General features: G+C 65.1%; 26 protein-coding genes. 14 read left to right on the top strand and 12 right to left on the bottom strand.

Annotated features, from left to right (window positions below):
* Nucleotides 1–2 precede the first annotated feature (2 nt).
* Genes Q0R16_RS00870 through Q0R16_RS00845 form a run of 6 tightly spaced genes read left to right on the top strand, consistent with a single transcriptional unit; the run spans nucleotide 3 to nucleotide 3,256 of the window.
* Complete coding sequence (locus tag Q0R16_RS00870) at nucleotides 3–326, top strand: antibiotic biosynthesis monooxygenase (protein ID WP_295630839.1); 324 nt, start codon at nucleotides 3–5, stop codon at nucleotides 324–326.
* Nucleotides 323–682, top strand: coding sequence for an ArsC family reductase (locus tag Q0R16_RS00865; protein ID WP_295630838.1), 360 nt, complete (start codon nucleotides 323–325; stop codon nucleotides 680–682). Before Q0R16_RS00870 ends, Q0R16_RS00865 begins: the two co-directional genes overlap by 4 nt.
* A complete protein-coding gene (gene pnuC / locus Q0R16_RS00860; RefSeq protein ID WP_295630837.1) occupies nucleotides 649–1,236 on the top strand; it encodes a nicotinamide riboside transporter PnuC in 588 nt (195 codons plus the stop codon). Before Q0R16_RS00865 ends, pnuC begins: the two co-directional genes overlap by 34 nt.
* Nucleotides 1,236–1,766: an ATP-binding protein gene (locus tag Q0R16_RS00855; protein ID WP_295630836.1), complete on the top strand. Its 531-nt coding sequence runs from the start codon at nucleotides 1,236–1,238 to the stop codon at nucleotides 1,764–1,766. Before pnuC ends, Q0R16_RS00855 begins: the two co-directional genes overlap by 1 nt.
* A gap of 60 nt (nucleotides 1,767–1,826) precedes the next feature.
* On the top strand, nucleotides 1,827–2,510 hold the full coding sequence (locus Q0R16_RS00850; RefSeq protein WP_295630835.1) for a hypothetical protein: 684 nt from the start codon (nucleotides 1,827–1,829) through the stop codon (nucleotides 2,508–2,510).
* Between the two features lie 32 nt (nucleotides 2,511–2,542).
* A complete protein-coding gene (locus Q0R16_RS00845) occupies nucleotides 2,543–3,256 on the top strand; it encodes a hypothetical protein (RefSeq protein ID WP_295630834.1) in 714 nt (237 codons plus the stop codon).
* A gap of 68 nt (nucleotides 3,257–3,324) precedes the next feature.
* On the opposite strand, the gene gatB is transcribed toward Q0R16_RS00845, so the two are convergent.
* The 7 genes from gatB to rpsU all read right to left on the bottom strand — a co-directional run bounded on the left by gatB (nucleotide 3,325) and on the right by rpsU (nucleotide 10,080).
* On the bottom strand, nucleotides 3,325–4,833 hold the full coding sequence (gene gatB / locus Q0R16_RS00840) for an Asp-tRNA(Asn)/Glu-tRNA(Gln) amidotransferase subunit GatB (RefSeq protein WP_295630833.1): 1,509 nt from the start codon (nucleotides 4,831–4,833) through the stop codon (nucleotides 3,325–3,327).
* 40 nt (nucleotides 4,834–4,873) lie between these two features.
* On the bottom strand, nucleotides 4,874–6,007 hold the full coding sequence (locus Q0R16_RS00835) for an acyltransferase (RefSeq protein ID WP_295630832.1): 1,134 nt from the start codon (nucleotides 6,005–6,007) through the stop codon (nucleotides 4,874–4,876).
* Entirely contained in the window at nucleotides 6,004–7,149 is a 1,146-nt protein-coding gene (locus Q0R16_RS00830; protein ID WP_295630831.1) for an acyltransferase, read from the bottom strand. The genes Q0R16_RS00835 and Q0R16_RS00830 overlap by 4 nt, the downstream gene beginning before the upstream one ends.
* Nucleotides 7,143–8,627, bottom strand: a complete 1,485-nt coding sequence (gene gatA, locus Q0R16_RS00825; RefSeq protein WP_295630830.1) for an Asp-tRNA(Asn)/Glu-tRNA(Gln) amidotransferase subunit GatA — start codon at nucleotides 8,625–8,627, stop codon at nucleotides 7,143–7,145. Before gatA ends, Q0R16_RS00830 begins: the two co-directional genes overlap by 7 nt.
* Nucleotides 8,627–8,929: an Asp-tRNA(Asn)/Glu-tRNA(Gln) amidotransferase subunit GatC gene (gene gatC / locus Q0R16_RS00820; RefSeq protein WP_295630829.1), complete on the bottom strand. Its 303-nt coding sequence runs from the start codon at nucleotides 8,927–8,929 to the stop codon at nucleotides 8,627–8,629. The genes gatA and gatC overlap by 1 nt, the downstream gene beginning before the upstream one ends.
* Before the next feature lie 128 nt (nucleotides 8,930–9,057).
* The gene (locus tag Q0R16_RS00815; RefSeq protein ID WP_295630828.1) at nucleotides 9,058–9,690 is read right to left on the bottom strand and encodes an FKBP-type peptidyl-prolyl cis-trans isomerase; all 633 of its coding nucleotides are present in this window, start codon (nucleotides 9,688–9,690) and stop codon (nucleotides 9,058–9,060) included.
* Nucleotides 9,691–9,873: 183 nt separating this feature from the next.
* Nucleotides 9,874–10,080: a 30S ribosomal protein S21 gene (gene rpsU, locus Q0R16_RS00810; protein WP_028641935.1), complete on the bottom strand. Its 207-nt coding sequence runs from the start codon at nucleotides 10,078–10,080 to the stop codon at nucleotides 9,874–9,876.
* Between the two features lie 337 nt (nucleotides 10,081–10,417).
* On the opposite strand from rpsU, the gene Q0R16_RS00805 reads away from it, so the two are divergent.
* From Q0R16_RS00805 to Q0R16_RS00780, 6 genes are read left to right on the top strand one after another with little or no spacing between them, the layout of a single operon-like run.
* Complete coding sequence (locus Q0R16_RS00805) at nucleotides 10,418–10,831, top strand: CrcB family protein (protein ID WP_295630935.1); 414 nt, start codon at nucleotides 10,418–10,420, stop codon at nucleotides 10,829–10,831.
* Entirely contained in the window at nucleotides 10,832–12,268 is a 1,437-nt protein-coding gene (locus Q0R16_RS00800; protein WP_295630827.1) for an RluA family pseudouridine synthase, read from the top strand.
* Nucleotides 12,268–12,867, top strand: coding sequence for an FMN-binding negative transcriptional regulator (locus Q0R16_RS00795; RefSeq protein WP_295630825.1), 600 nt, complete (start codon nucleotides 12,268–12,270; stop codon nucleotides 12,865–12,867). The genes Q0R16_RS00800 and Q0R16_RS00795 overlap by 1 nt, the downstream gene beginning before the upstream one ends.
* A complete protein-coding gene (locus Q0R16_RS00790) occupies nucleotides 12,864–13,541 on the top strand; it encodes an HAD-IA family hydrolase (protein WP_295630824.1) in 678 nt (225 codons plus the stop codon). Before Q0R16_RS00795 ends, Q0R16_RS00790 begins: the two co-directional genes overlap by 4 nt.
* Nucleotides 13,538–13,780, top strand: coding sequence for a hypothetical protein (locus tag Q0R16_RS00785; protein ID WP_295630822.1), 243 nt, complete (start codon nucleotides 13,538–13,540; stop codon nucleotides 13,778–13,780). The genes Q0R16_RS00790 and Q0R16_RS00785 overlap by 4 nt, the downstream gene beginning before the upstream one ends.
* A complete protein-coding gene (locus Q0R16_RS00780) occupies nucleotides 13,777–14,490 on the top strand; it encodes an ATP12 family protein (RefSeq protein WP_295630819.1) in 714 nt (237 codons plus the stop codon). Before Q0R16_RS00785 ends, Q0R16_RS00780 begins: the two co-directional genes overlap by 4 nt.
* On the opposite strand, the gene Q0R16_RS00775 is transcribed toward Q0R16_RS00780, so the two are convergent.
* From Q0R16_RS00775 to Q0R16_RS00755, 5 genes are all read right to left on the bottom strand, one after another.
* The gene (locus tag Q0R16_RS00775) at nucleotides 14,487–15,137 is read right to left on the bottom strand and encodes an alpha/beta hydrolase (RefSeq protein ID WP_366857044.1); all 651 of its coding nucleotides are present in this window, start codon (nucleotides 15,135–15,137) and stop codon (nucleotides 14,487–14,489) included. The genes Q0R16_RS00780 and Q0R16_RS00775 overlap by 4 nt on opposite strands.
* 174 nt (nucleotides 15,138–15,311) lie before the next feature.
* Nucleotides 15,312–15,923: an ABC-type transport auxiliary lipoprotein family protein gene (locus Q0R16_RS00770; RefSeq protein WP_295630817.1), complete on the bottom strand. Its 612-nt coding sequence runs from the start codon at nucleotides 15,921–15,923 to the stop codon at nucleotides 15,312–15,314.
* Nucleotides 15,920–16,858, bottom strand: a complete 939-nt coding sequence (locus Q0R16_RS00765) for an MlaD family protein (RefSeq protein WP_295630816.1) — start codon at nucleotides 16,856–16,858, stop codon at nucleotides 15,920–15,922. The genes Q0R16_RS00770 and Q0R16_RS00765 overlap by 4 nt, the downstream gene beginning before the upstream one ends.
* 67 nt (nucleotides 16,859–16,925) lie before the next feature.
* On the bottom strand, nucleotides 16,926–17,885 hold the full coding sequence (locus Q0R16_RS00760; RefSeq protein ID WP_295630814.1) for an ATP-binding cassette domain-containing protein: 960 nt from the start codon (nucleotides 17,883–17,885) through the stop codon (nucleotides 16,926–16,928).
* Nucleotides 17,885–19,000 (bottom strand): ABC transporter permease, encoded by a 1,116-nt coding sequence (locus Q0R16_RS00755; RefSeq protein WP_295630812.1) that lies wholly within the window; start codon nucleotides 18,998–19,000, stop codon nucleotides 17,885–17,887. Before Q0R16_RS00755 ends, Q0R16_RS00760 begins: the two co-directional genes overlap by 1 nt.
* A 121-nt stretch (nucleotides 19,001–19,121) precedes the next feature.
* Here Q0R16_RS00755 and Q0R16_RS00750 point away from each other — a divergent pair, with 121 nt between their 5' ends.
* Both Q0R16_RS00750 and Q0R16_RS00745 read left to right on the top strand, forming a co-directional pair.
* On the top strand, nucleotides 19,122–21,914 hold the full coding sequence (locus Q0R16_RS00750) for a valine--tRNA ligase (RefSeq protein ID WP_295630809.1): 2,793 nt from the start codon (nucleotides 19,122–19,124) through the stop codon (nucleotides 21,912–21,914).
* Between the two features lie 141 nt (nucleotides 21,915–22,055).
* The gene (locus tag Q0R16_RS00745) at nucleotides 22,056–22,814 is read left to right on the top strand and encodes a 7-carboxy-7-deazaguanine synthase QueE (protein ID WP_295630807.1); all 759 of its coding nucleotides are present in this window, start codon (nucleotides 22,056–22,058) and stop codon (nucleotides 22,812–22,814) included.
* Nucleotides 22,815–22,889: the final 75 nt, after the last annotated feature.

The raw sequence follows: 22,889 nt of genomic DNA, 5'->3' as shown, positions 1-22,889 counted from the left end.
CGATGTACATCGTCGTCTTCCGCAACCGCAAGCGTTCCGACATTTCGGTCGAAGCCTATGGCGCCGACGCCGATCGCATGGAGGCACTGGCGCTCGAACAGCCGGGCTTCCTGTCGTTCAAGAGCTACGCCGCCGACGATGGCGAAGTGATCGCGCTCAGCGAATGGGCGGACGAGGACGCCGCGCGTGCCTGGCGCCGCAATGCCGAACACGCCGAAGTGCAGGCGCGCGGCCGCGATGCCTATTATCAGGACTATACGCTGCTGGCCGGCACCCCTTCGCGGGTCCATCGCTTCAGCCTGCAAGCCACCGGAGACCGACCTTGAGCCTCACCCTTTACGGCATCCCCAATTGCGACACCGTCAAGAAGGCGCGGGCCTGGCTCGATGCGCAAGGGCTGGCGTACAAGTTCCACGACTACAAAAAGGCCGGGGTGGACGAAGCCAGGCTGCGCGACTGGGTGAGCGCGGCAGGCTGGGAAAAGGTGCTCAACCGCCAGGGTACCACCTTCCGCAAGCTGCCCGAAGACGGGCGCAGCGATCTCGATGCCGACAAGGCCGTGGCTGTGATGCTGGCCAACCCTTCGGCGATCAAGCGGCCGATCGTTGAAGGGGGCAGCGAATTGCTCGTCGGCTTCGATCCGGCCGCTTGGGGCCCCGCGCTGACAGGCGAATCGCGCTGAACCCGCTGGAGATCGCCGCCTCGATCCTGGGCCTAATCCAGATCGTGCTGCTGGTGCGTCGATCGGTGTGGAGTTTTCCCATGGCGATGGCGCAAGTCGCGCTGACCGGCGTGGTGCTGGCCGGCGCGCGGCTCTATTCCGAGGCCGGACTCCAGGCGTTCTTTTTCGTGGTCAACGTGCACGGCTGGTACTTGTGGAGCCATGCGCAAGGCGACGATGCCGAAGTGCCGGTACGTTGGATGCAATGGCCGGCGCGGGCCGCGTGGGGGGCCGTGACCATCGCGCTCAGCCTGTCGCTCGGCTGGATCATGCACCGCTTCACCAACGCCGCGCTGCCTTTCGCGGATTCGGCGGTGACGGGGGCGAGCGTCGCCGCGCAACTCCTGCTCAACTTGCGCCGGATCGAGAACTGGGTGCTGTGGATCGCGATCGACGTGGTTTCGGTGGGGCTGTACATCACGCGCGGGTTGAACCTGCTGGCGGTGCTTTACGTGGCGTTTCTGGTGCTGTCGGTGATCGGATTGCAGCAGTGGCGAAAGGCCACAAAGGCGTGATGACGGTCTGTTTCCACGGCGCCGAAAGCACCGGAAAGTCGGTTCTGGCGCGCGCGCTCTCTGCCCGGTTCGGCTACCCGTGGGTGCCCGAATTCGGCCGCGAATACTGCGAGGACAAATTCGCGCGCACCGGCAGCACCGAGCTGACGATGGATGACCTGCTGGCCATTGCCGAAGGACAGGATCAGGCCGCCCGCGCCGCCGCCGCGAGCAATCCGCCGATCCTGCTGCTCGACACCGATCCGCTGATGACCGCCGCTTGGGCGCAGATGCTGTTCGGCGAAGTGCCCCCTGCGCTGATGGCTTACCGCAAGGCGGCACGCTACCTGCTGTTCAAGCCCGACGTGCCGTGGGTGGCCGACGGTTCACGGTTCTTCGGCAGCGGCGACGAACGCGCGCGCTTTGCCGCGATAGCCGAGACGATGCTGGTCCGCGCCAAAGTTCGCTTCGCCCGCATCGCCGGCGACTGGTCAGCACGCGAGGCCGCAGCGATCGCGGCGATCGAGGACGGTTGCTTGCCAAGCGCCTGACCGTTGGATATCGATCGCGGCGCTGGGCAGGCAAAATGCCGGTGAACGGGGGCGGAATTCTTGACAGCCAGGCATTGCCGACGGGTGCTGCTCGGCGCGGTATTCATTCTGCCCCTGTGGGCATCTGTGTCGGCCGCGGCGCCGACTGTAGCGGCTCTGGTCGAGCCGGCCTCCGCCCTTGATCCCAAGCTTTGCGAATTGCACGTCTGGCCGGCGCAGGATCTGCATGCGGTGTGGACCGGCTGGGTCCACGGCGGCATCGTCGATGGCGGGCAGAAGGGGCGCAGCGGGTATCAGGCTGCTCCGGCGCGCGTGCTTTCGGCGGAGCGGCAGATCGAATTGCTGCGCGCGCAACCGCTCGATCAGCTGCTCGGCTTGCCCGGACATCGCGTGGTGATCCATGATGTGCCGCTCGATTCCACCACAATCCGAACCGGCACCGCTCGCCACGCCCAAGGCGCCGCGCGCTGCTATGCCGAACTGCTGCTCGACACGATGGTGTCCCAGAAGGACGTGTTCTCAGGCAGCGCGCTGGCGCTCGTGGTTCGCTTCCGACAGTTCGGCGCAAGCGATCAGCCGGTGCGCGTGTTCGGCAGCTACCAGCTTGCCAGGACACCGCACTTCCCGCCCAGCCCGGTCGACGACATGGCTGCAGCGATCGGCGAAGTGGAAGCCGCCTACATCGTGGACATCGCTGATTTCGGCAAAGCGCTGAACAAGCCTTCGAAGACGCGAACGAAGTGATGATGCAAAGTGTTGAACGAAGGGGGAAATCGATGAACGGGTTTGTCTTGAAAGCTTGCGGTGCCGCCGTGGGCATGGCGCTGGCCGTCGCCGGTCCTGCCCAAGCGGCGGATCAGCCCAACGCGCTTGACCCGGCCGCGGTCAGCGCAACGATCGCGCCGACCGGGGCGGCCGATGGCTGCGAATTGCACGTCTGGCCGGCCGAACGGATGGCTGCGATGACAACGGGACTGCTCGGTGGGGGTTTGCTCGACGCTGCCGTCCACGCCAAGCGCGATTCGAGCAACAAGGCGCTGATGGCCACCGCGCTCGATAGCCCCAGCCAGTTGCGTGCCTTGACCGCGCTCGATCTGCGCCAGATGCTGTCTCGCAGCCCCGGCACGACGATCGTGCTCCACGATACGCCGGTCGAACGGCACACGATGAACAAGATCACATCGCGGCGATCCGCTTCGAAGTCGGCTTGCTATTCCGAACTGATCGTCGCGGACTTGTTCTACCAGAAGGCCGCAATCTACGGGCGTTCTCTGCGAGCGCTGTTCCTTTTCCGCGACTTCGGCAACGGCCAGAAGATCAATCGCGAGTACAAGGCCTGGGGCGGCAACGGGCTCAAGCTGTTTCCGCCCAAGGAAGGCGAGGACGCGATCGCGGCGCTCGATGAACTGGGCAAGGTGTTTGCGGCAGACTTCGAGGAGTATGCCCGGAATGCGCGCAAGACCCTGATGGCAACGCCTGCGAAAAGCTGACCTGCGTGCCATCGAGGCGGGGCGCCTGGCCGCGCCCCGCACCGAACGGTTTCAGCCCAGCTTCGCCTTCACCCCAATTTCTGTTTTAGGGCAGCGTTGATCAGTTGCGGGTTGGCCTTGCCCTGCATCGCCTTCATCGTCTGGCCGACGAAGAACCCGAACAGCGCTTCCTTGCCGCCGCGGTACTGTTCGACCTTGTCGGGATTGGCGGTGAGCACGGCGTCCACCGCGGCGTCGATCGCGCCGGTGTCGCTGGTCTGCCTGAGGCCTTCGCGTTCGACGATCGCGCCGGCGGCATCGCCACTGGCAAGCATCTTTTCGAGCACCTGCTTGGCGATCGTGCCCGAAATCGTGCCATTGGCGATCAGCGCGAGCAATTCGGCCGCGCCCGCGGGCTGGATCGGCGATGTCTCCAGCCCCTTGCCCAGCTTGTTGAGCGCGCCGAAAAATTCCGAGACCAGCCAGTTGGAAGCCTGCTTGGCCACGTCTGCGTCGGGCTTGCCGGCGGCCTTGGCAGTTTCGCCAAGCAACGCTTCGAACCAGCGCGCGGTCTCGACTTCGGCGGTCAGCACGCCCGCGGTATAGGGCGTCAGGCCAAGCGCGGTTTCATACCGGCGCCGCTTGGCGTCGGGCAATTCGGGCAGGCTCGCGCGGCATTCCTCGACGAAATCGTCTTCCAGCACCAGCGGCAGCAAGTCGGGATCGGGGAAGTAGCGGTAATCGTGCGCGTCTTCCTTGCTGCGCATCGACCGCGTGGTGCCGGTGTCGGGATCGAACAGCCGCGTTTCCTGGACGATTTTGCCGCCCGCCTCGATCACATCGACCTGGCGGTTGGCCTCGTGCTCGATCGTGGCCATCACGAAGCGCACCGAATTGACGTTCTTGGTTTCGGTGCGGGTACCCAATTCGTCACCCACCTTGCGCACGCTGACGTTCACATCGGCGCGCATCGAGCCTTCTTCCATATTGCCATCGCACGATCCGACATAGCGCAGGATCGAGCGCAGCTTGCGCAAGTAGGCCCCGGCTTCGGCGGGTGACCGCATGTCGGGCCGGCTGACGATCTCCATCAGCGCCACGCCCGAACGGTTGAGATCGACGTAGGACATCGTCGGATGCTGATCGTGCATCAACTTGCCCGCGTCCTGCTCGACGTGGATGCGCTCAACCCCGATGGTCTTCGTCTTGTCGTCGGGATTCTTGTCATCGAGGCTGATCTGGATCGCGCCTTCGCCCACGATCGGGTGGAACAACTGGCTGATCTGGTAGCCCTGCGGCAGATCGGCGTAGAAATAATTCTTGCGATCGAACCGCGACCACTTGTTGATCTGCGCGTCGATCGCCAGCCCCGTGCGCACCGCCTGGCGGATGCATTCGCGGTTGGGCACCGGCAGCATCCCCGGCATCGCGGCATCGACCAGCGACACTTGCGAATTGGGCTCAGCCCCGAACGCGGTCGCCGCGCCCGAAAACAGCTTGGACTTTGACGTGATCTGCGCATGGACTTCGAGCCCGATCACGACTTCCCAATCGCCGGTGGCGCCCTGGATGCGGTAGTTTGGAATGGTTTCGCTCATCTGGGTTCCGATAGGACGCGCAAGGCTGCGTGAAAAGGGGTTAGGTATGCGCGGCTTCAGGATAGTGGCCGGTCACGGTATCGGCATGATCGCGCGACCAGCGCCGCGCCGGGTCCTCGACAAAGCGCCAGAACACCCAGCCGACTGCGACCGATGCCGCCATCATCGCCACCGTCAGCAGGTTGGTCACGGTGGTGCCGGTCACCAGCATGGCCGATCCGAACCACGTCTTGCCCACCAGCGTGACGCCCGCGAAGTGCTCGACCGCCGCAAACACATCGAAGCAGCGGCCCAGCACGAAGCCGTGGATCATGTAGAGCGAATAGGAAATCGTGCCGATCAGCACGAACGGTCCGCGCAGCAACAACCGGCTGACCGCGCCGCGCTGGAACGCGAACACCAGCACCAGCCCGGCGAACACCGGGTCGGCCACGATCAGCGGAGCAAACGGCGCGATTGCTGCGGCGGCTGCCACCACGAACGCCAGTTCGAGCACGGTCGCCAGCTTCGGGCTCGGCGCGCGCGCGCCCAGTGTCGAATGCAGCCACCACGTCCCCATGCCCAGCCCGAACCCGCAAAAACCCCGCACCGCCCACATCTGCGGGCCGATCCATTCGGGCCGGAACGCGGCGATCGCCATCAAGGCGGTCGAAACGAAAACCGCCAGCGCGATCGCACCACGCCCGATCAGCCGCCACGCCAGCGCCCATACGACATAGAGCCACAGTTCGACCGAAATGCTCCAGCTCTGGATATTCCACGAATCCTGCCCGGGCATCGTGAACGCCTGGACCAACAGCAGCGTGGGCAGGATCGCGGAAATCTCGCGCGTCCCGGTGAACGCGTGGCGTCCGCCGTGAGTCCAGCCCAGGATCGCGATGACCAGTTCTACCGCGATATAGATCACCAGCACTACCACGTGCATCGGGTAGATCCGCCCGAGCCGCAACCACAGGAACGTGCGCACCGGGAAGCCTTGCGCCAGTCGCTCGCCGTAAGCGCCGGCGATTACAAAGCCCGACAGCACGAAGAAAAAATCGACGCACAGCCCCAGCGCGCCGTGCCACTCCATCGACACGAGGCCGTGATCGCCCGAAATATGGTGCATCACCACGCCGAGCGCGGCGATCCCGCGCCACGAATCGAGCGCGACGAAACGGCGGGTATTGCTCATCTCCGGGCCTCGACCTTGCGGCGCGACCATTGGCGGCACGGTTCCTCGATCCAGCGCCACGCGCAGTGCGCAACCACGAGCACCGTCGCGATCAGCGCCAGGCACAGCACGTTGTTTGCGGCCGGGCCCATCGCCAATCGCCGCAAGGGCACGCCGCCGCTCCACACCTGTTCGACGATCGGGTGCGCCAGCCCGCGCGACAGCACCGCTGCCACATCGAACAGCCGCGCCAGCACGAAGCCGTGGACCATGTAGATAGCGTAGGAAATCGTCCCCAGCCACACGAACGGTCGCATTCGCAACCCGCGCGCGACCGGTCCCGCCTCGCCCGCGAACACCAGTACCACCAGCGCGGCGGGGACCACGACCAGTTCGTAATGTCCGAACAGCGGCGCAAAGCCGATGGCTGCGAACAGCCCGGTCAGCGCCAGCGGTTCGAGCCATGCTGCCAGCGGCAAGGGCGCCCCGCCGCGCGCGCGATGCAGCCACCAGCACCCCACACCGCAAGTGAAACCCGCCAGCCCGCGCTGGACCGAACCTGTAAAAACAGACACTTCAAAGCCAGACGCTTGCGCCAGCAGCCCCGCCAGCCCCAATCCCAGCAGCAGCGCCGCGCCCGCCCCTCGCAGCCGAAACGCCACGATCGCCAGTCCGTAAAGCACCAGCTCAACCGAAATGCTCCAGCTCGCACCGCTGTAGGCATTGCCGCGATCGACGAACAGGCCATCAAGCAGGAACAGCGCGCGCAAGGCATGGCCCGGCGAATGCAGGCCCGCGAACACGCCCTGCGGCGCCAGTCCATGCGGGCCGAACGCCCACGCCACGCATTCGAGCGCAACGCCCGCCAGCACCATTACGCCATGCAGCGGATAGACCCGCCCCAGCCGCAATGCGAAGAACCGCAACGGGCTGAACCCAGCCGCCAGCCGATCGCCATAGCTTGCCGCGATCACGAAGCCCGAAAGCACGAAGAAGAAATCGACAAACTGGTTCGAGGCGCGAAAGAACGCCCATTGCGGGAAGCCATCGTGCACATGCAAGTGAAACACCACCACCGCCAGCGCCGCAATCCCGCGCAGCGAATCGAGTGCGACGTAACGGTGCGCTGGCGCCGGATTGGCCCAGTCTGCGGGTGTTACCACCATTTCTCCGGCCGCGCGGTGAAGCCGGCGCGACGTTCGATGGCCAGGCCGGCATTGAGCACGCCCTGTTCGTCGAACGGCCGGCCGATCACCTGCAGGCCCAGCGGCAACCCTTCGCGGTTAAGCCCGGCGGGCACCGACATCGCGGGCAACCCGGCCAGGCTGGCGGGCACCGCGAACACATCGTTGAGGTACATCGCCAGCGGATCGGCCGATTTCTCGCCCAGCGCGAACGCGGCGGTGGGTGCAGTGGGGGCCAGGATCACGTCGACAGTCTCGAACGCGCGCGCAAAATCGCGCGAAATCAGCGTCCTCACCTTCTGCGCCTGCGTGTAATAAGCGTCGTAGAACCCGGCCGAAAGCACGTAAGTGCCGATCAGGATGCGCCGCTTGACCTCGGCGCCGAATCCGGCGGCACGCGTGGCGGCGTACATGTCCTGCAAGCCCGCGTTATCGGGCAGGTCGCGCAAGCCATAGCGCACCCCGTCATAGCGCGCGAGGTTGGACGAGGCTTCGGCCGGCGCGATGATGTAATAGGCGGGCAGCGCGTATTTGGTATGCGGCAGGCTGATCTCGACAATCGTAGCGCCCGCATCCCTGAGCCAGGCGATGCCCTGTTCCCAGCTTGCCGCCACGTCGGCGTCCATGCCGTCCATGCGGTATTCGACTGGCACGCCGACCTTTTTGCCCCGCATATCCGGGTTCAAACCGGCTTCCCACGCGGGCACGGGCAGATCGAGGCTGGTCGAATCCTTCGGATCGAAGCCCGACATGGCCTCCAGCATGATTGCGCAATCGGTCACGTCGCGCGCCATCGGCCCTGCCTGGTCGAGCGACGAAGCGAACGCCACGATGCCCCAGCGCGAGCAGCGGCCATATGTAGGCTTGATCCCGCTGATCCCGGTGAAGGCCGCGGGCTGGCGGATCGAGCCGCCGGTGTCGGTCCCGGTCGCCGCCGGGCACAGCCGCGCCGAAACCGCCGTCGAGCTGCCGCCCGAAGAACCGCCCGGCGCGAGCGCGGCATTTCCGCCGTCCGAGCGGCGCCACGGCGAGATCACGTTGCCGAAATAGCTGGTCTCGTTCGACGATCCCATCGCGAACTGGTCGAGGTTGAGCTTGCCCAGCATTCCCGCACCCTCGGCCCACAGCTTGCCGCTGACGGTGCTTTCGTAAGGCGGAATAAAGCCTTCGAGCATGTGGCTGGCAGCCGTGGTCTGCACGCCTGCGGTGGCGAACAGGTCCTTCATGCCGATCGGCACGCCGCCCAGCTTGCCCAACGGCTTGCCCGCAGCGCGGTTCGCATCGACCGCACGCGCAGCATCGAGCGCCTTGTCGGGCGTGGTAACGATGAAGGCGTTGAGCGTGGCCGCAGCGGCGACATTGGCGTTGAACGCCTCGGCCACTTCAACCGCGCTGAACGTGCCAGTGGATACGCCATCGCGGATCGCCGCGACGCCAAGTTCGGTCAGTTCGCTCATCACTCGATCACCTTGGGCACGCCGAAAAAGCCATGTTCGGGCGCCGGCGCGTTAGCCAGGACCTTTTCGCGCTTGTCGCCGCCGGTTTGCACATCGGCGTTCACCACGTCATCGCGCAAGCGCAGATGGTTTTCGATCACCGCGGTCATCGGCTCGACCCCGGTCACGTCGACTTCGGCCAATTGTTCCACCCACGCGAGGATGCCGTTCAGTTCGGGCACCATCGCGGAGACTTCGTCTTGCGAAAGCTTGATGCGGGCCAGCGCGGCGATCTTGGCCACGGTGGCGGTATCGACGGACATGCGAGCGGTCTCTTGCGGCTGGAGTTGAATTGCGAGCCGCGCGCTAGCACCCGACCCTGTTTGCATCAAGGATGGCTGCTCTGCGATCAAGGATCGCGGCGCGGACCAATCCGCACCGCGATTCGTGGTTACTGGCCGCCAGGTCCGCTTGGCGGCATCGCGCCCGGCGGCAGATCACCCGGAGGCATCGCACCTGGAGGCATGGCACCTTGAGGCATTCCGGCCGGCCCACCGTGCGGCGCACCGGGACCACCCTTGCCGCGCATGCCCTGGAGCTGCTGCATCTGCATCTGTTGCAACTGGCGCAATTGCGCGGCGTTCATGTAATCGAGCAGTTCGATGTCGAACACCAGATCGCTGTTGCCCGGGATCACGACTTCGCCGGTGCGGTTGTTCTTCTGCGGTTCTGGCCCGTAACCGAGGTTGGCGGGGATGCTGAGCTTGTATTTGCCGCCCTTCTGCATCTTCTGCAGGCCCTGACTGAAGCCGGGCACCACCGCGTCCAGCGGGATCGCGACCTTGTCGCCCTTGTCGAATTCCTTGCCGCTGCCGAGATGGCCCACGTAATTGACCAGCACCACGTCCGCCGCCGTCGGCGAAGCACCGGTCCCGGCCTTGATCGTATCGACCACAAGGCCGTGAAAACGCGCAACGAAAGCGAGCACGAGCGCCAGCGCGAAGGCCAGCCCCACGCCCACCCAGATGCGCGTGGTCGATCCCTTGGCAATCGGCTGCAACGGGACACGGGTGATCTCGGTCATGGTACTACCCCCAAATAGACCTGGCCAAAGGACCTGGAAACGGTTCAGCCGCACAAGGCAAGCTTACGGCCTGCGACAACGCGAAAAGGCGCCGGCAGAACCGGCGCCTTTGATGGCCCAGCAAAGGGCCGTTCGCAAGTGAATTAGAATTTCAAGCGCCGTGAAGTGTCGGCGCCCAAATCCCTACTTGCCGCCGTCGCGTTCAACCCGCTTGCGTTCCAGCTTGCGTGCGCGGCGAACCGCTGCAGCCTTTTCGCGGGCGCGCTTTTCCGACGGCTTCTCGAAGTGACGGCGCAGCTTCATTTCGCGATACACGCCTTCACGCTGCAGCTTCTTCTTGAGCGCGCGGAGAGCCTGGTCGACATTGTTGTCGCGAACGAGAATTTGCATAAACCGAAACACCTCAAGGAACTTTGACCCAGAACCCCACCTGCAATGCGGGGGAGCGGCCTGATACGAAAGACAACGCGCACCGAATCCTGACCAACCAAATTAGGGCCAGGGCGACGCGAACCGCGGGCGGCTAGCAGAAACGCAACGGCCAGGCAAGTCCGTGACTTGCCCAGCACACCACCCGAATCATGCCAAATCCAGCCGCGGCTGGCGAATTGGGCCAAAAAGCCGCATTTGGCAACGCTCGACTGACCCGCGCCACCGTCAAGGCATGCACGCATTGGCATTTTGGCCAATCCACCGCTAAGGCGTGGCTGTGAGCCTGCCCCCTGCCATCCCCCCCGACTTCACCACCGCCTCGCTGCTCGTTGCCGGTGGCGGCGCGTTCGGTGCGTGGCTGCGCTTTGCGACCGGGCGGCTGTGGAGCATGGCCATCGGCCCGGTTGCGGCCAGCGCCTTCCCCTGGAGCACGCTGACGGTCAACGTACTGGGCAGCCTGGCGATGGGCCTGCTGGCGGGTTGGCTGGCGCGGAATACGGGTAGCAATTCGATCCATCCCGAATCCTGGCGCTTGCTGCTGGGCGTGGGCGTGCTGGGCGGCTACACCACCTTTTCGGCCTTCGCGCTGGAATTCGCGCTGTTTGTCGAGCGCGGCGCGCTTGGGCTTGCGGCTTTATATACCGGACTTTCGCTTCTGGCCGGCTTCGCCGCGCTGTTCGCCGGTCTCTTCATCATGCGGACCGTTTGAATGAACAAATCCACCGACGATAACACCGTGCGCCAGTTCATCGTCGGGCATGACGACGACGGCGTCCGACTCGACCGCTGGTTCAAGCGCAACCTGCCGCAAGTGGGCTTCGCGACGATCTCGCGCTGGGCGCGCACCGGGCAGATCCGCGTCGACGGCAGCCGCGCCGATCCGGCCGATCGGCTCAGCACCGGCCAGGTGCTGCGCGTGCCCCCGGGCGGCGCTACGCCGGCCACGGCTGCCGGCCCAAAGAACGGATTTGGGTCCAAGCCGGCGCGCAAGATCATCGAACTGACCGACGAGCAACGCGCTGAAGCCAAGGCGATGCTGATGGTCGAAACGCCCGCTGCGTTCGTGCTCAACAAGCCGCCGGGGCTGGCCACGCAAGGCGGCAGCGGCACCACGCGGCATGTCGACATGCTGCTCGATGCTTATGCCAGCGAGACCGAACCGCGCCCGCGGTTGGTCCACCGGTTGGACAAGGATACCTCGGGCGTGCTGCTGATCGCGCGCACCCCGGGCAGCGCGGCGTTCTTTTCCAAGCGATTCTCGGGCCGCACCGCGCGGAAGATCTACTGGGCGCTGGTGGTCGGGTCGCCCGCAGCCGACGAAGGCCTGATCGAATTGCCGCTGGCCAAGCAGCCGGGCACCGGCGGCGAAAAGATGATGGTCGACCACACCGAGGAAGGCCAGCGCGCGGCCACCAAGTACCGCGTGATCGATCGCGCGGGCGACAGCGCGGCGTGGCTCGAACTCCAGCCGCTGACGGGCCGCACGCACCAATTGCGCGTGCACCTGGCCGCGATCGGCCACCCGATCGTGGGCGATGGCAAGTACGGCGGGCAGGCCGCGTTCCTGACCGGGTTCGTCAGCCGCAAGATGCATCTGCACGCCAGGCGCTTGCGGATCGAGGCGCCCGGCCACGGCCAGATCGACGCGACTGCGCCGCTGCCCGAGCATTTTTCGGCCAGCATGGAGCAGTTGGGTTTCGTCGAAGCCGAGGGCAACGCGCCGATCGATGACGGCCCGCCACCGCCCGACAAGACGCAGTTGAAGCAGGAAGCCAAGGCCCACGCCAAGCTTTACCGCAAGGAACGGCGCGGTGAGCGGCGCAAGCGCAGCGAAGTGCCGGGGATTGATGAAAAGTCCCCGGCAATGGCCAGGCGCGCGCCCGCCAAGGCCGCAGCTCGGCCTGGCGCGAAGCCGGGCGGAAAGCCGGGACCTAAAGCCGTAGCAGGAACGCCCGCGCGCGCCGTCAGGGCTCGGGCAAGGCCGGCAGTTCCGGGCAAGCCGGCTCCGTCCGGTCCGCGGTCAGGCGCACGGCCTGGCGCCGTATCCGGCCCCAAGCCCGGACCCAAGCCTGGCCTCAAGCCTGGACCACGCACGGGACCCAAACCCGGACCCGACTCCGCCCCGCGCGGGCGCAGCCCCCGCTGATGCATCCCAACGCTCAGTTCCGGCACAATGATCGGGCGCTGTTGCGCGCGATGGTCGATGAAGTGGGCATGGGCACGGTGTTCGCGGCCACGCCCGACGGACCGCGCGTGGCACACGTGCCGCTGCTGCTGTCCGGTGATCGGCTGTGCTTCCACATCGCGCGCGGAAATGCGCTGGCGCGGCACCTCGACGGGCTCGATGCGCTGGCGCTGGTCAACGGCCCCGATGCCTATGTCAGCCCGCGCTGGTTCACCGATCCGGCGCAAGTGCCGACATGGAACTACGTGGCGCTCGAAATGCAGGGCAGGGCGCGGCGGATCGACCAGGACGCGTTGCTGGCACTGCTCGAAGACCTGACCGCGCGCAACGAGGCGCGCGTGACCGTCGGGACCCCGTGGACGATGGACAAGATGCCGGCGGACAAGCTGCGCACGATGATGGCGGCGATCGTCGGATTCGAGATCGATGTCACCGCCTGGCGCGAGACTTTCAAACTCAGCCAGAACAAACCCGCCGAGGAGCGTGCGCGCGTGATTGCCGGGCTTGAGCAACAGGGCGCCCCGGCGATGGCGGCGCTGATGCGGGGGCTGACATCATGAACGGGCCCAAAAGCGATCAACGTCTGGCGGTGTTCGATTGCGACGGCACGCTGGTCGACGGGCAGGCCGAAGTCTGCACCGCGATGGAGGCGGCATTCGCGGACTTGGGATTGGTGGCCCCCCCGCGCCACGATATCCGGCGCATCGTCGGGCTCAGCCTGCCGGCCGCGATGGTCAGGCTGGCGCCGGACGCCGGCGCCGACGTGCGCAGCGCGCTTGATACAGCATACCGCGCACAGTTCCGTGCCGCGCGCGAGGCCGGCCGGCTGGTGGAGCCGTTGTTCGATGGCATCCCCGAACTGCTCGACGCGCTGCTGGCTGATGGCTGGCTGCTGGGCGTGGCAACGGGCAAAAGCGCGCGCGGGCTGGCGCATTGCCTGGAGGTGCACGGGCTTTCGCGCCATTTCGTGACCTTGCAGACCGCCGATAACCACCCGTCGAAGCCCGACCCGGCGATGCTGGAGACCGCGCTGTTCGAAGCGGCGACGCAGCGTGGCCGTGCGGTGATGATCGGCGATACCGTGTACGATATTCACATGGCCCGCGCCGCTTCGGTCACCGCGATCGGTGTGGCCTGGGGCTATCACGCGCCCGAAGAGCTGGTCGAAGCCGGCGCCATCGGCGTGGCGCGCGATTGCACGGAGTTGCTCGGCATGTTGCGGGACTTGCCATGAGCGATTGGCCGACTCAGGAAGGCCGCGACCCGGCGGTCGCACGCTTTGCCGTGATCCAGGCGATGCGCGCTTCGGGGGCGATGCTGGTGATGGGTGGCTTCGCGGTTCTGTCACATCATTTCCCGTCGCTGGCTGGCGTACCCGATCCGGTCGGCTATGTGCTGCTGGGCGTGGGCGTGGTCGATTTCTTCGTGGTGCCGCAAGTGCTCGCCAAGCGGTGGAGAAGCCCGAAGCCGTGAAGCGGTTCTACACCGATTGCAGCGCGGTTGCAGAAGGCTTGCAGTGGCAGGTGCTGCTCGACGGGCGGAAGGTGCGGACACAAGCCGGGTTGCCGCAACTGGTGCCGTCTCTAGTGCTGGCCGACGCGATGGCGGCCGAGTGGGATGCGCAAGGCGATACCATCGATTCGGGCAGCTTCCCGCTACGCGACCTGGCCGATTACGCGATCGACGTGGTCCGGACCGATCCCGGTAAAGTGGCGGACGACTTGCTGCGCTTCGCCGAAACCGACACGCTGTGCTATCGCGCCGAGCCCGACGAGGCGCTGGGCATCCGCCAACGCGACGTTTGGGAACCGTTGGTTCTTGCCGTCGAATCGCGGCTGGATGTGCGCTTCATCCGGCTGGCCGGGGTGATTCACCGTCCGCAGCCGGGCGAGACGATCGCGGCTCTTCGCGCAGAGATGCTGCGGTTTGATGCGTTCGAACTGGCGGCGCTGCACACCCTGGCAAGTCTCGCCGCGTCGCTGGTGATCGGCCTCGCCGCGCTCGATCCGGCCGCCGATGCGGAAGCGTTGTTTGCGGCCTCCAACCTCGAGGAAGACTGGCAGGCCGAATTGTGGGGCAAGGACGATGCGGCGATCGAACTGCGGGCGCGCCGCCTCGCAGGGTTCTGCGAAGCGGCGCGGTTTGTGCATCTCGCCAGGGATCGAGGCACAAATCCAAGTTAGGCGAAAATAGACATCGGCGATGGTTCGGGCACCCGCATCGGCCCGCTGAGCGCCTGCCGCGCCAGCCGAGACAAGTGGCGCCGGCCATCTTCCCAGCCGCCGAGGCCTGATTCGGCGTTGATGTGCCCGGCCTCTCCGGCATCTACGAACTTGCTGCCCCAGAACGTTGCCAGCCGCTCGCTGTGATCGAAGCTGCCCCACGAATCGTCGCGGCTGGCCACCACCATCGATGGGAATGGCAGCGGGCCGAGCGGGGTGGGCGCAAACCCCTGCAACCGCGGTTCGCGCAACGGCCCATCGACATCGGGTGGCGCCACCAGCAGCGCGCCGATCACCGGATCGCCGTAAGCGGGCTGTTCGTAATGCGCCCACCACGCGACCGTGAGGCAACCGAGGCTGTGCGTCACCAGGATGATCGGGCGGCCACCCTTGACACTTTGCGCTCTGTGGATCGCCAGGTTCAGCCGGTTCACCCACATGTTGCGGTTGGGTATGGCCCAATCGCCCATATCCACCCGCCGCGCCCTGGCGTCGCGTTCTTCCCATAGCGTTTGCCAGTGCGTGGGGCCGCTGCCATCGAGACCGGGAACGGTCAGCACGAGCGGCGAAGTAGAGCGATTTTTCAGGCCATCGACATGGTTGAACATTGCGGTGATCCTTGTGTTCCAAGGCCTCCGACTATAACTCTACCTTTAAGATAGACAATGAACTTGCGCCAATCCGACAGGCGCTTGCGCCAAGCTGCAAACGGCGCGCCAAAGCGGTTTGCAGCGGCGATAGAGTGGCCTTCAAATGGTGCTGCAATGCCCCTCGCCGCCGGATCACCCGATCCAGTCGGCCACTTGTCCGGCGACCGTATTCGCGGCCTGGTTCAACGCAACGCCCACCGGTCCCGGCTGCGCGACCACGCCGCCTACCACGCTTTCGAAGCGCTTCGTTTCGATCGCGCCGTTCGGCCGTTCCTTGATCGCATCGTAGCGCACCACTGCCGAACCGGTGCGTGCATCAAAGCCCATATCGATCAGCCGGCCACCCAGCTTGAGCGCGGAGGTGCCGGGATCGCCCTCGACCACCAATTGCTTGCCGCGCGCGCGCAGCGTTTCGGCCATCAGGTGGCGGAACAAGTGGCTCGGCCGTTCGACCCACAATGCGCCCTTGAGATAGGCAACGGTGGTGTCATCGACCTGAACCGGCACCCGCGTTACGTCGACGCGCATTTCAGCCACCGGATCGAGCACGGCGATGGCGCTGCGATACGTGCCGCTGCTGCCCGACCCTGCCGCCGCCGCATGATCGGCGGTTAGGTTGAGCAGCGTCGGCGGGACTTTGCCACCGAGGCCGAGGCAGCCGCCCAGCGCGAGGATCAGCGTGAGGGCCAGCGGTGCGCGCCAGGCCTGACCCCGCGTTGCGAAAGCGTGCTGTGTGTTTGTCATGGCTTGTAATCCGGCAGCTTGGGTCCGCCGACCAATCCGCCCACACCGCGATCGCCGACGCGTTCGGTGACCTGGCGCAGCGAACGGATCGTGGCTTGCAGTTCCTTGATCGCGGATTCGGCGGCGGGCAGCGTGCGTTCGTTCATCTGCTGCGCGGCGGGCGTGGCAGCATTGAGCGTGACCTTCAGCGCATCGGCCGCCGATTGCGCGGATTTCAACGTTTCGTGCAATTGCTTGGCAAGGCCGCTGCCGTCTTTGGTAATCATGTCGTTGGCCGCGTTCGAGGTCTTCTCGAAGCTCGCCAGCGTATAATTCGCCTGGCGCAAAGTGGATTGCAGTTCGGCCAGAATGCGCTTGGCATCGGGCGAGGCCGCCGCGAGGTTGGCGGTCAGCGTGTTGGTGTTGGCGAGGATGCCTTCGAACGACTTCTGGTTCTTGTCCGACATCAACTGCGTCAACCGGTCGGTCAGCGTGGCCAGTCGTTCGAGCAGCAGCGGCGCGTTGGCGAGCAAGGCGCCAAGTCCGCCGCGCTTGGTCGGGATCACCGGCGCGCCTTCGGGGCCGGCTTCGACAATTTTGGGCGCGCCGCGCACCGCACCATCGAGCTGGATCGTCGAAACGCCGGTGAAACTGCCCTGCAACGTGGCAACGGTGCCTTGCAGGATCGGGATCTTGTCATCGACCTCGATCCGCACGCGCACGAATTCAGGGTCCTTCTTCCACAATTCGATCACGCGCACCTGGCCCGCAGGTACGCCGGCGAACGTGACCGCCGAGCCCTTGGCCAGGCCTTCGACCGATTGCTTGAAGAAGATGTCGTAAGCATTCTGCGTGGGGTGGTTGAGACGCGTGATCCAGACGATGGCCGCAGCGAGACCCGCCAACAGCACCAGCGTGACCGCGCCCACCCACACATGATTTGCCCGCGTTTCCATCTTCGGTTGACCGAACCCCTTCGTTTCTGTTCATGCGCACCGATCAAAGGTGCAGGTGCTCTGGTTGCTATGCCTGCTCGGCAGCGGGTTTGTCCATCTTGGTCCGGCTTTGTGCAGACGTTTGAACCTCTGCTGCGTTCCGCCCACCCGCTTCGGATTTCTGAGCGTCGCGCTTCTGGCTATCCTGCGCCGCCCTCCCGCGCGGGCCGTTGAAATATTCCTGGATCCACGGATGGTCGGTCGCCAGCAATTCGGGGATCGTGCCCACCGCGATCACCTTTTTGTCCGCAATCACCGCCACCCGATCGCAGATTTCGTACAGCGTATCGAGATCGTGCGTGATCAGGAACACCGTGAGATCAAGCGTCTGCTGCAATTCGGCGATCAGCGTATCGAACGCCGCAGCACCAATCGGATCGAGGCCCGCAGTCGGCTCGTCGAGGAACAGCAGTTCGGGATCGAGCGACAGCGCGCGCGCAAGGCCAGCACGTTTGCGCATCCCGCCCGACAATTGCGACGGATAGCGCGCCGTGGCGGTGGCGGGCAGGCCCGACAGCAGCACCTTGTAACGCGCGATCTCGTGCCGCAGTTCGTCATGGATTTCGGGATAGAACTCCTTGAGCGGCACTTCGACATTTTCGCCTACGGTCAGCGTCGAGAACAGCGCACCGCCCTGGAACAGCACGCCCCAGCGCGAACGGATGTCGATATCGTCGTCATCACGCGCATCGGTGATCGAACGGCCAAGCACCTCGATTTCGCCGGCCTCGGGGATCTGCAACCCGATGATCGAGCGCATCAGCACCGATTTGCCCGTGCCCGATCCGCCCACCACGCCGATGATTTCACCGCGCCGCACGTCGAGATCGAGCCCTTCGTGGATCACCTGCTCGCCGAAGGCATTGCGCAAGCCTTTGACGCGAATCGGGAAATCGCCCGTGAACGGCTCGGGAATATCGACCAGCTTCTGATCGACGGCTTCCTCCTGCGGGGTGGCCTGCTCTGGCACTGTCTCGTCCGCGGCCATCACCCCCACCCCACATTGGTGAAGAATACCGCAAAGAACGCATCGAGCACGATCACGATGAAGATCGCCATCACCACCGCCGAAGTGGTGCGCCGGCCGACTTCCTCGGCATTGCCTTCGACTTGCAGCCCCTGGTAGCAGCCTGCCACCGACACGATCGTGCCGAACACCAGCGCCTTGATCAGCCCGACATACAAATCGTGGCTGGGCACCACTTCCTGGATGCGCGCCAGGAACGTCCAGAACGGAATGCCTAGCGTAAGCGAGGACAGGAACGCGCCGCCGACGATCGCCACCGCCGAGGCATAGATGCCCAGCAGCGGCATCATGAAAATGCACGCCAGGATGCGCGGCAGCACCAGCGCTTCGATCGGTGACACGCCGATGGTGCGCATGGCATCCACTTCCTCGGTCAGCTTCATCGTGCCCAGTTGCGCCGCAAAGGCCGAGCCCGAGCGGCCCGCGACCATGATCGCGGTCATCAGCACGCCCAGTTCGCGCAAGGTCAGCCGGCCGACGAGGTTGACCGTGTAGATCTCGGCCCCGAACTGGCGCAACTGCACCGCGCCCTGCTGCGCGATGACGATGCCGATGAGGAAGCTCATCAGGCCGATGATCGCAAGGCTGGATACTCCCACCTGCTCCATCTGGCTGACCAGCGCGAGCCCGCGAAACCGGCTTGGCCGGCGGATGGTCGAACCGATCGCCATGATCACTTGGCCAAGCAGGCCGATCACGCGCAATGCGCCCTCGCCCAAGCCGATGACCACCTCGCCCACGCTGGCCGCCACGCGCAGCGGCAGCGGCGCGCGATGATCGCGAATCGCCTCGCGGTTATCGTCGGATTTCTTGATCGCTTCGACCAGCCGCTGCGCGGTTTCGCTGCAACCGACGATCTTGGCATCGGTCTCGCGCGACAGGCGCCATACGATCCAGGCGCCGACCGTGTCGATCTCCTCGACATGCGTCATGTCGATCTCGCGCAGCGTTCCGGTCAGCCCGCGCAGCCGCTGGTCCATCGCGCCGACCGACGACACCACCAGCGGGCCGTGAAAGGCCAGCATCGTCTCGCCATCGGCGCTATCTTGAGTGGTAAAGTCGGCCAGAACCCGCATTATGCACCTCATGGGCGAAAACGCATGAGGCGACAATAGCGCACCAGCGAACCGCAGGCCGCAACGAAGTCGTCGCCCCCGGCCTTGCTTGCCGGCCCCCGCGCTGGCAAAGCCCCGGCGCATGACCGACGAACCATCAAGCGCCGCACCCACCCTGGCCAAGACCTTCGAGCCCGCCCGGATCGAGGCGCGCTGGTACGCGCATTGGGAAAGCAACGGCCTGTTCCGCCCCGAACGCCCCGACGCGACTCCCTACACCATCGTCAACCCGCCGCCCAACGTGACGGGCAGCCTCCACATCGGCCACGCGCTCGACAACACGCTGCAGGACGTGGTGATCCGCTACGAACGGCTGCGCGGCAAGGATGCGCTGTGGGTGGTGGGCACCGATCACGCCGGCATCGCCACGCAGATGGTGGTCGAACGCCAGTTGGAAGCGCAGCAGGACAAGCGCACCAATTACACGCGCGAACAATTCATCGACAAGGTGTGGGAATGGAAGGCGGAAAGCGGCGGCACCATCACCGGCCAGTTGCGGCGGCTGGGCTGCTCGATGGACTGGTCGCGCGAGCAGTTCACGATGGACCCGCACTTCACCAAAGCGGTGGTGAAGGTGTTCGTCGACCTCTACAATCAGGACCTGATCTATCGCGACAAACGGCTGGTCAACTGGGACCCACGGCTCAAGACCGCGATCAGCGATCTCGAAGTCGAAACGCGCGAGATCAAGGGCCACTTCTGGCACTTCCGCTATCCGCTGGCAGACGGCGTGACGCTGGCCGACGGGCGCGATCACCTGGTTGTCGCCACCACCCGGCCCGAGACGATGCTGGCCGATATGGCGGTGGCGGTGAATGCAAAGGACGAACGCTACCAAAGCGTGATCGGCAAGTTCGTCACGCTGCCGATCACCGGGCGGCGCATTCCGATCGTGGCCGATGACCATGCCGATCCCGAACTGGGTTCGGGCGCGGTGAAGATCACGCCGGGGCACGATTTCAACGACTTCGAAGTGGGTAAGCGCGCCGGGTTCAAGGCCGGCGAGATGCTCAACATGTTCGATGCCGAGGCCAACGTGGTGCAAGTGGCCGATGGGCTGATTCCCGAGCGGTTCGTGGGGCTGCACCGCTTCAAGGATGGTCGCGATACCGCCGATGGCGCGCGCGAAATGGTCGTGGCGGAGATGAAGGCGCTCGGAAATCTCGTGCTGCACGAGGTGAAGGGCAAGGACGGCGAAGTGACGCTGGCCGATGCCGAGGACCGCACGATCCAGACCCCCTACGGCGATCGCGGCGGGGTGGTGATCGAACCGTGGCTGACCGACCAGTGGTATGTGAACGCCGAGGAACTGGCGAAAGCGCCGCTTGAAGCGGTGCGCTCGGGCGCGATCGAGATCGTGCCGAAGTCGTGGGAAAAGACGTTCTTCAACTGGATGGAGAATATCCAGCCATGGTGCGTTTCCCGCCAGTTGTGGTGGGGGCACCGGATTCCGGCTTGGTATGGCGATGACGGCAAAATCTATGTTGCCGAAGCCGAGGAGGCAGCTCAGGCACTCGCTGGCGGTGACGTGTCACTCGCCCGCGACGAGGACGTCCTGGACACCTGGTTCTCATCGGCGCTGTGGCCCTTCGCCACGCTCGGCTGGCCCGAAGACGCCGAGCTGGTCCGCCGCCATTATCCCAACGACCTACTGATCTCAGGCTTCGACATCCTGTTCTTCTGGGACGCCCGGATGGCGATGCAGGGGCTGCATTTCATGGACGAAGTGCCGTGGAGGCGGCTCTATCTCCACGGGCTCGTGCGCGCCGCCGATGGGCAGAAGATGTCCAAATCGAAGGGCAACGTGGTCGATCCGCTGTTGCTGATCGACAAGTTCGGCGCCGATGCGCTGCGCTTCTTCATGGCGGCGATGGAAAGCCAGGGCCGCGACGTGAAGATGGATGAACGCCGCGTCGAAGGCTACCGCAACTTCGCCACCAAGCTGTGGAATGCCGCGCGGTTTTGCCAAAGCAACGGCATCGGCGCGAGCACCACGCTCGCCGCCCCCGCCGCCACGCTCGCGGTCAACAAGTGGATCATCGGCGAAGTCGTCACCACGCTGGCGGACCTCGACAAGGCGATGGCCGACTTGCGCTTCGACGCCGCCGCCAACACGATCTACCACTTCGTGTGGGACACCTTCTGCGACTGGTACATCGAACTGATCAAGGGATCATTCGACGACGAGACCAAGGCCGTTGCCGGCTGGGTGCTCGACCAGATTCTGGTGATGCTCCACCCGTTCATGCCCTTCGTGACCGAAGAATTGTGGGCGAGTATGGGGGCTCGTGAGGGTGAGTTAATCGTGGCGCGCTGGCCTGAACCGAGTGCGGTGGTGGATGCGGCGGCAAAGGCTGAGGTGGAAGCGGCCATCGATCTGGTGCGATCGATCAGAGGAGCGCGGACCGAACTGAATGTGCCGCCTTCCGCCAAGCCCCATATGCATGCGTTTAACCTGTCTAGCGAATGGCAAACCGTCTTGGAAAAGCTGGGTTCGGTCATTGGGCGGCTGGCAAGAGTTCACATCAGCTTCGACGTTCCAAATGGGACGTTTCCGGGTCAGAATGTTCCCAAGAGCGTTGATGATGCGCTTCACACGCGACTGGCGAGCCGGGGCTCGATTCTCATTGAGCGGCCCGGCTTCAGCGGCGCAATCGATCTCGAAGGCGTGATCGACGTGGCCACCGAAAAGGCCCGCCTCACCAAAGCGCTCGAAACCTCCACCAAGGAAGCCAAGTCGCTCGAAGGCCGGCTCAAGAACCCCGCCTTCGTCGAAAAGGCCAAGCCCGAGGCAGTCGAAAAGGCCCGCGCCGATCATGCCTCGCACGCCGCCGAAGCCGAACGGCTGGCCGCGGCGCTGGCGCGGTTGGGGTAAAAGTGGCCACAAAAAATCCGTTCGTGCTGAGCTTGTCGAAGCACTGTTCTTCTTTTGCCTTGTGCCCAAAGAAGTGCAGCCGTTGACCTACGGCCGCCTTCGGCCCGACAAGCTCAGGGCGAACGGATTTGTTTTGAGCCTATGTCTCTAATCCTCGCCACCACGATTCCGGGCGAACCCGAAATCTTCGCCTCGCTCCAGGGCGAAGGCCCCTCAATCGGACGGCCGAGCGTGTTCGTGCGGCTGTCGCGCTGCAACCTGGCCTGCACCTGGTGCGACACCGCCTACACCTGGCGCTTTTCGGGCGACAACCGCCCGCACCGCGATGATATCGCGTTCGACCGCAGCGCCAATCAAGTCACGTGGGCGGAGGACGAAGTCGCCGCCAGAATCGCTGCCTTGTTCGCGCCCGCCGCACAGCCAAGGCTGGTCATAACTGGCGGCGAACCGCTGCTGCAGGGTTCCGCATTGGCGCGAATGGTCGAAGCGCTCAAGCAGGCCGTGACCGCACTCCACGTCGAGATCGAAACCAACGGAACCGTCGCGCCGCACCCTGCCCTCGACGCGCTGGTCGATCAATACAACGTCAGCCCCAAGCTCGCGCACAGCGGAAACCCGGCCGACCTCGCGTTGGTCCCCGAGCGGCTCACCGCCTGGGCCGCCGAGCCGCGCGCCTTCTTCAAATTCGTGATTGCCGAAGCGGCGGACCTGTCTGAGATCACCGCGCTTCAACAGCGCTATACGATCCCGCCTGACCGACTCTACGTGATGCCCGAAGGAACCGACAGCGCCACGCTGCGCACCCGTGCGCTCTGGCTGGCCGAAGCCGCAGCGTCAGCCGGCTGGCGTTTCACCGACCGGCTGCACATTCATCTCTATGGTGATACGCGCGGGACTTGAGCCGCACACCACATCCCGTTCGTGTCGAGCGAAGTCGAGACACGTGAGCGCGGCGCCAGCGTGTCTCGACTTCGC

The organism is Novosphingobium sp., assembly GCF_025351285.1.
Lineage (GTDB): Bacteria > Pseudomonadota > Alphaproteobacteria > Sphingomonadales > Sphingomonadaceae > Novosphingobium.
The sequence above is the reverse complement of the archived record's forward strand: the minus strand, read 5'-3'. Positions and strand labels throughout refer to the sequence as shown.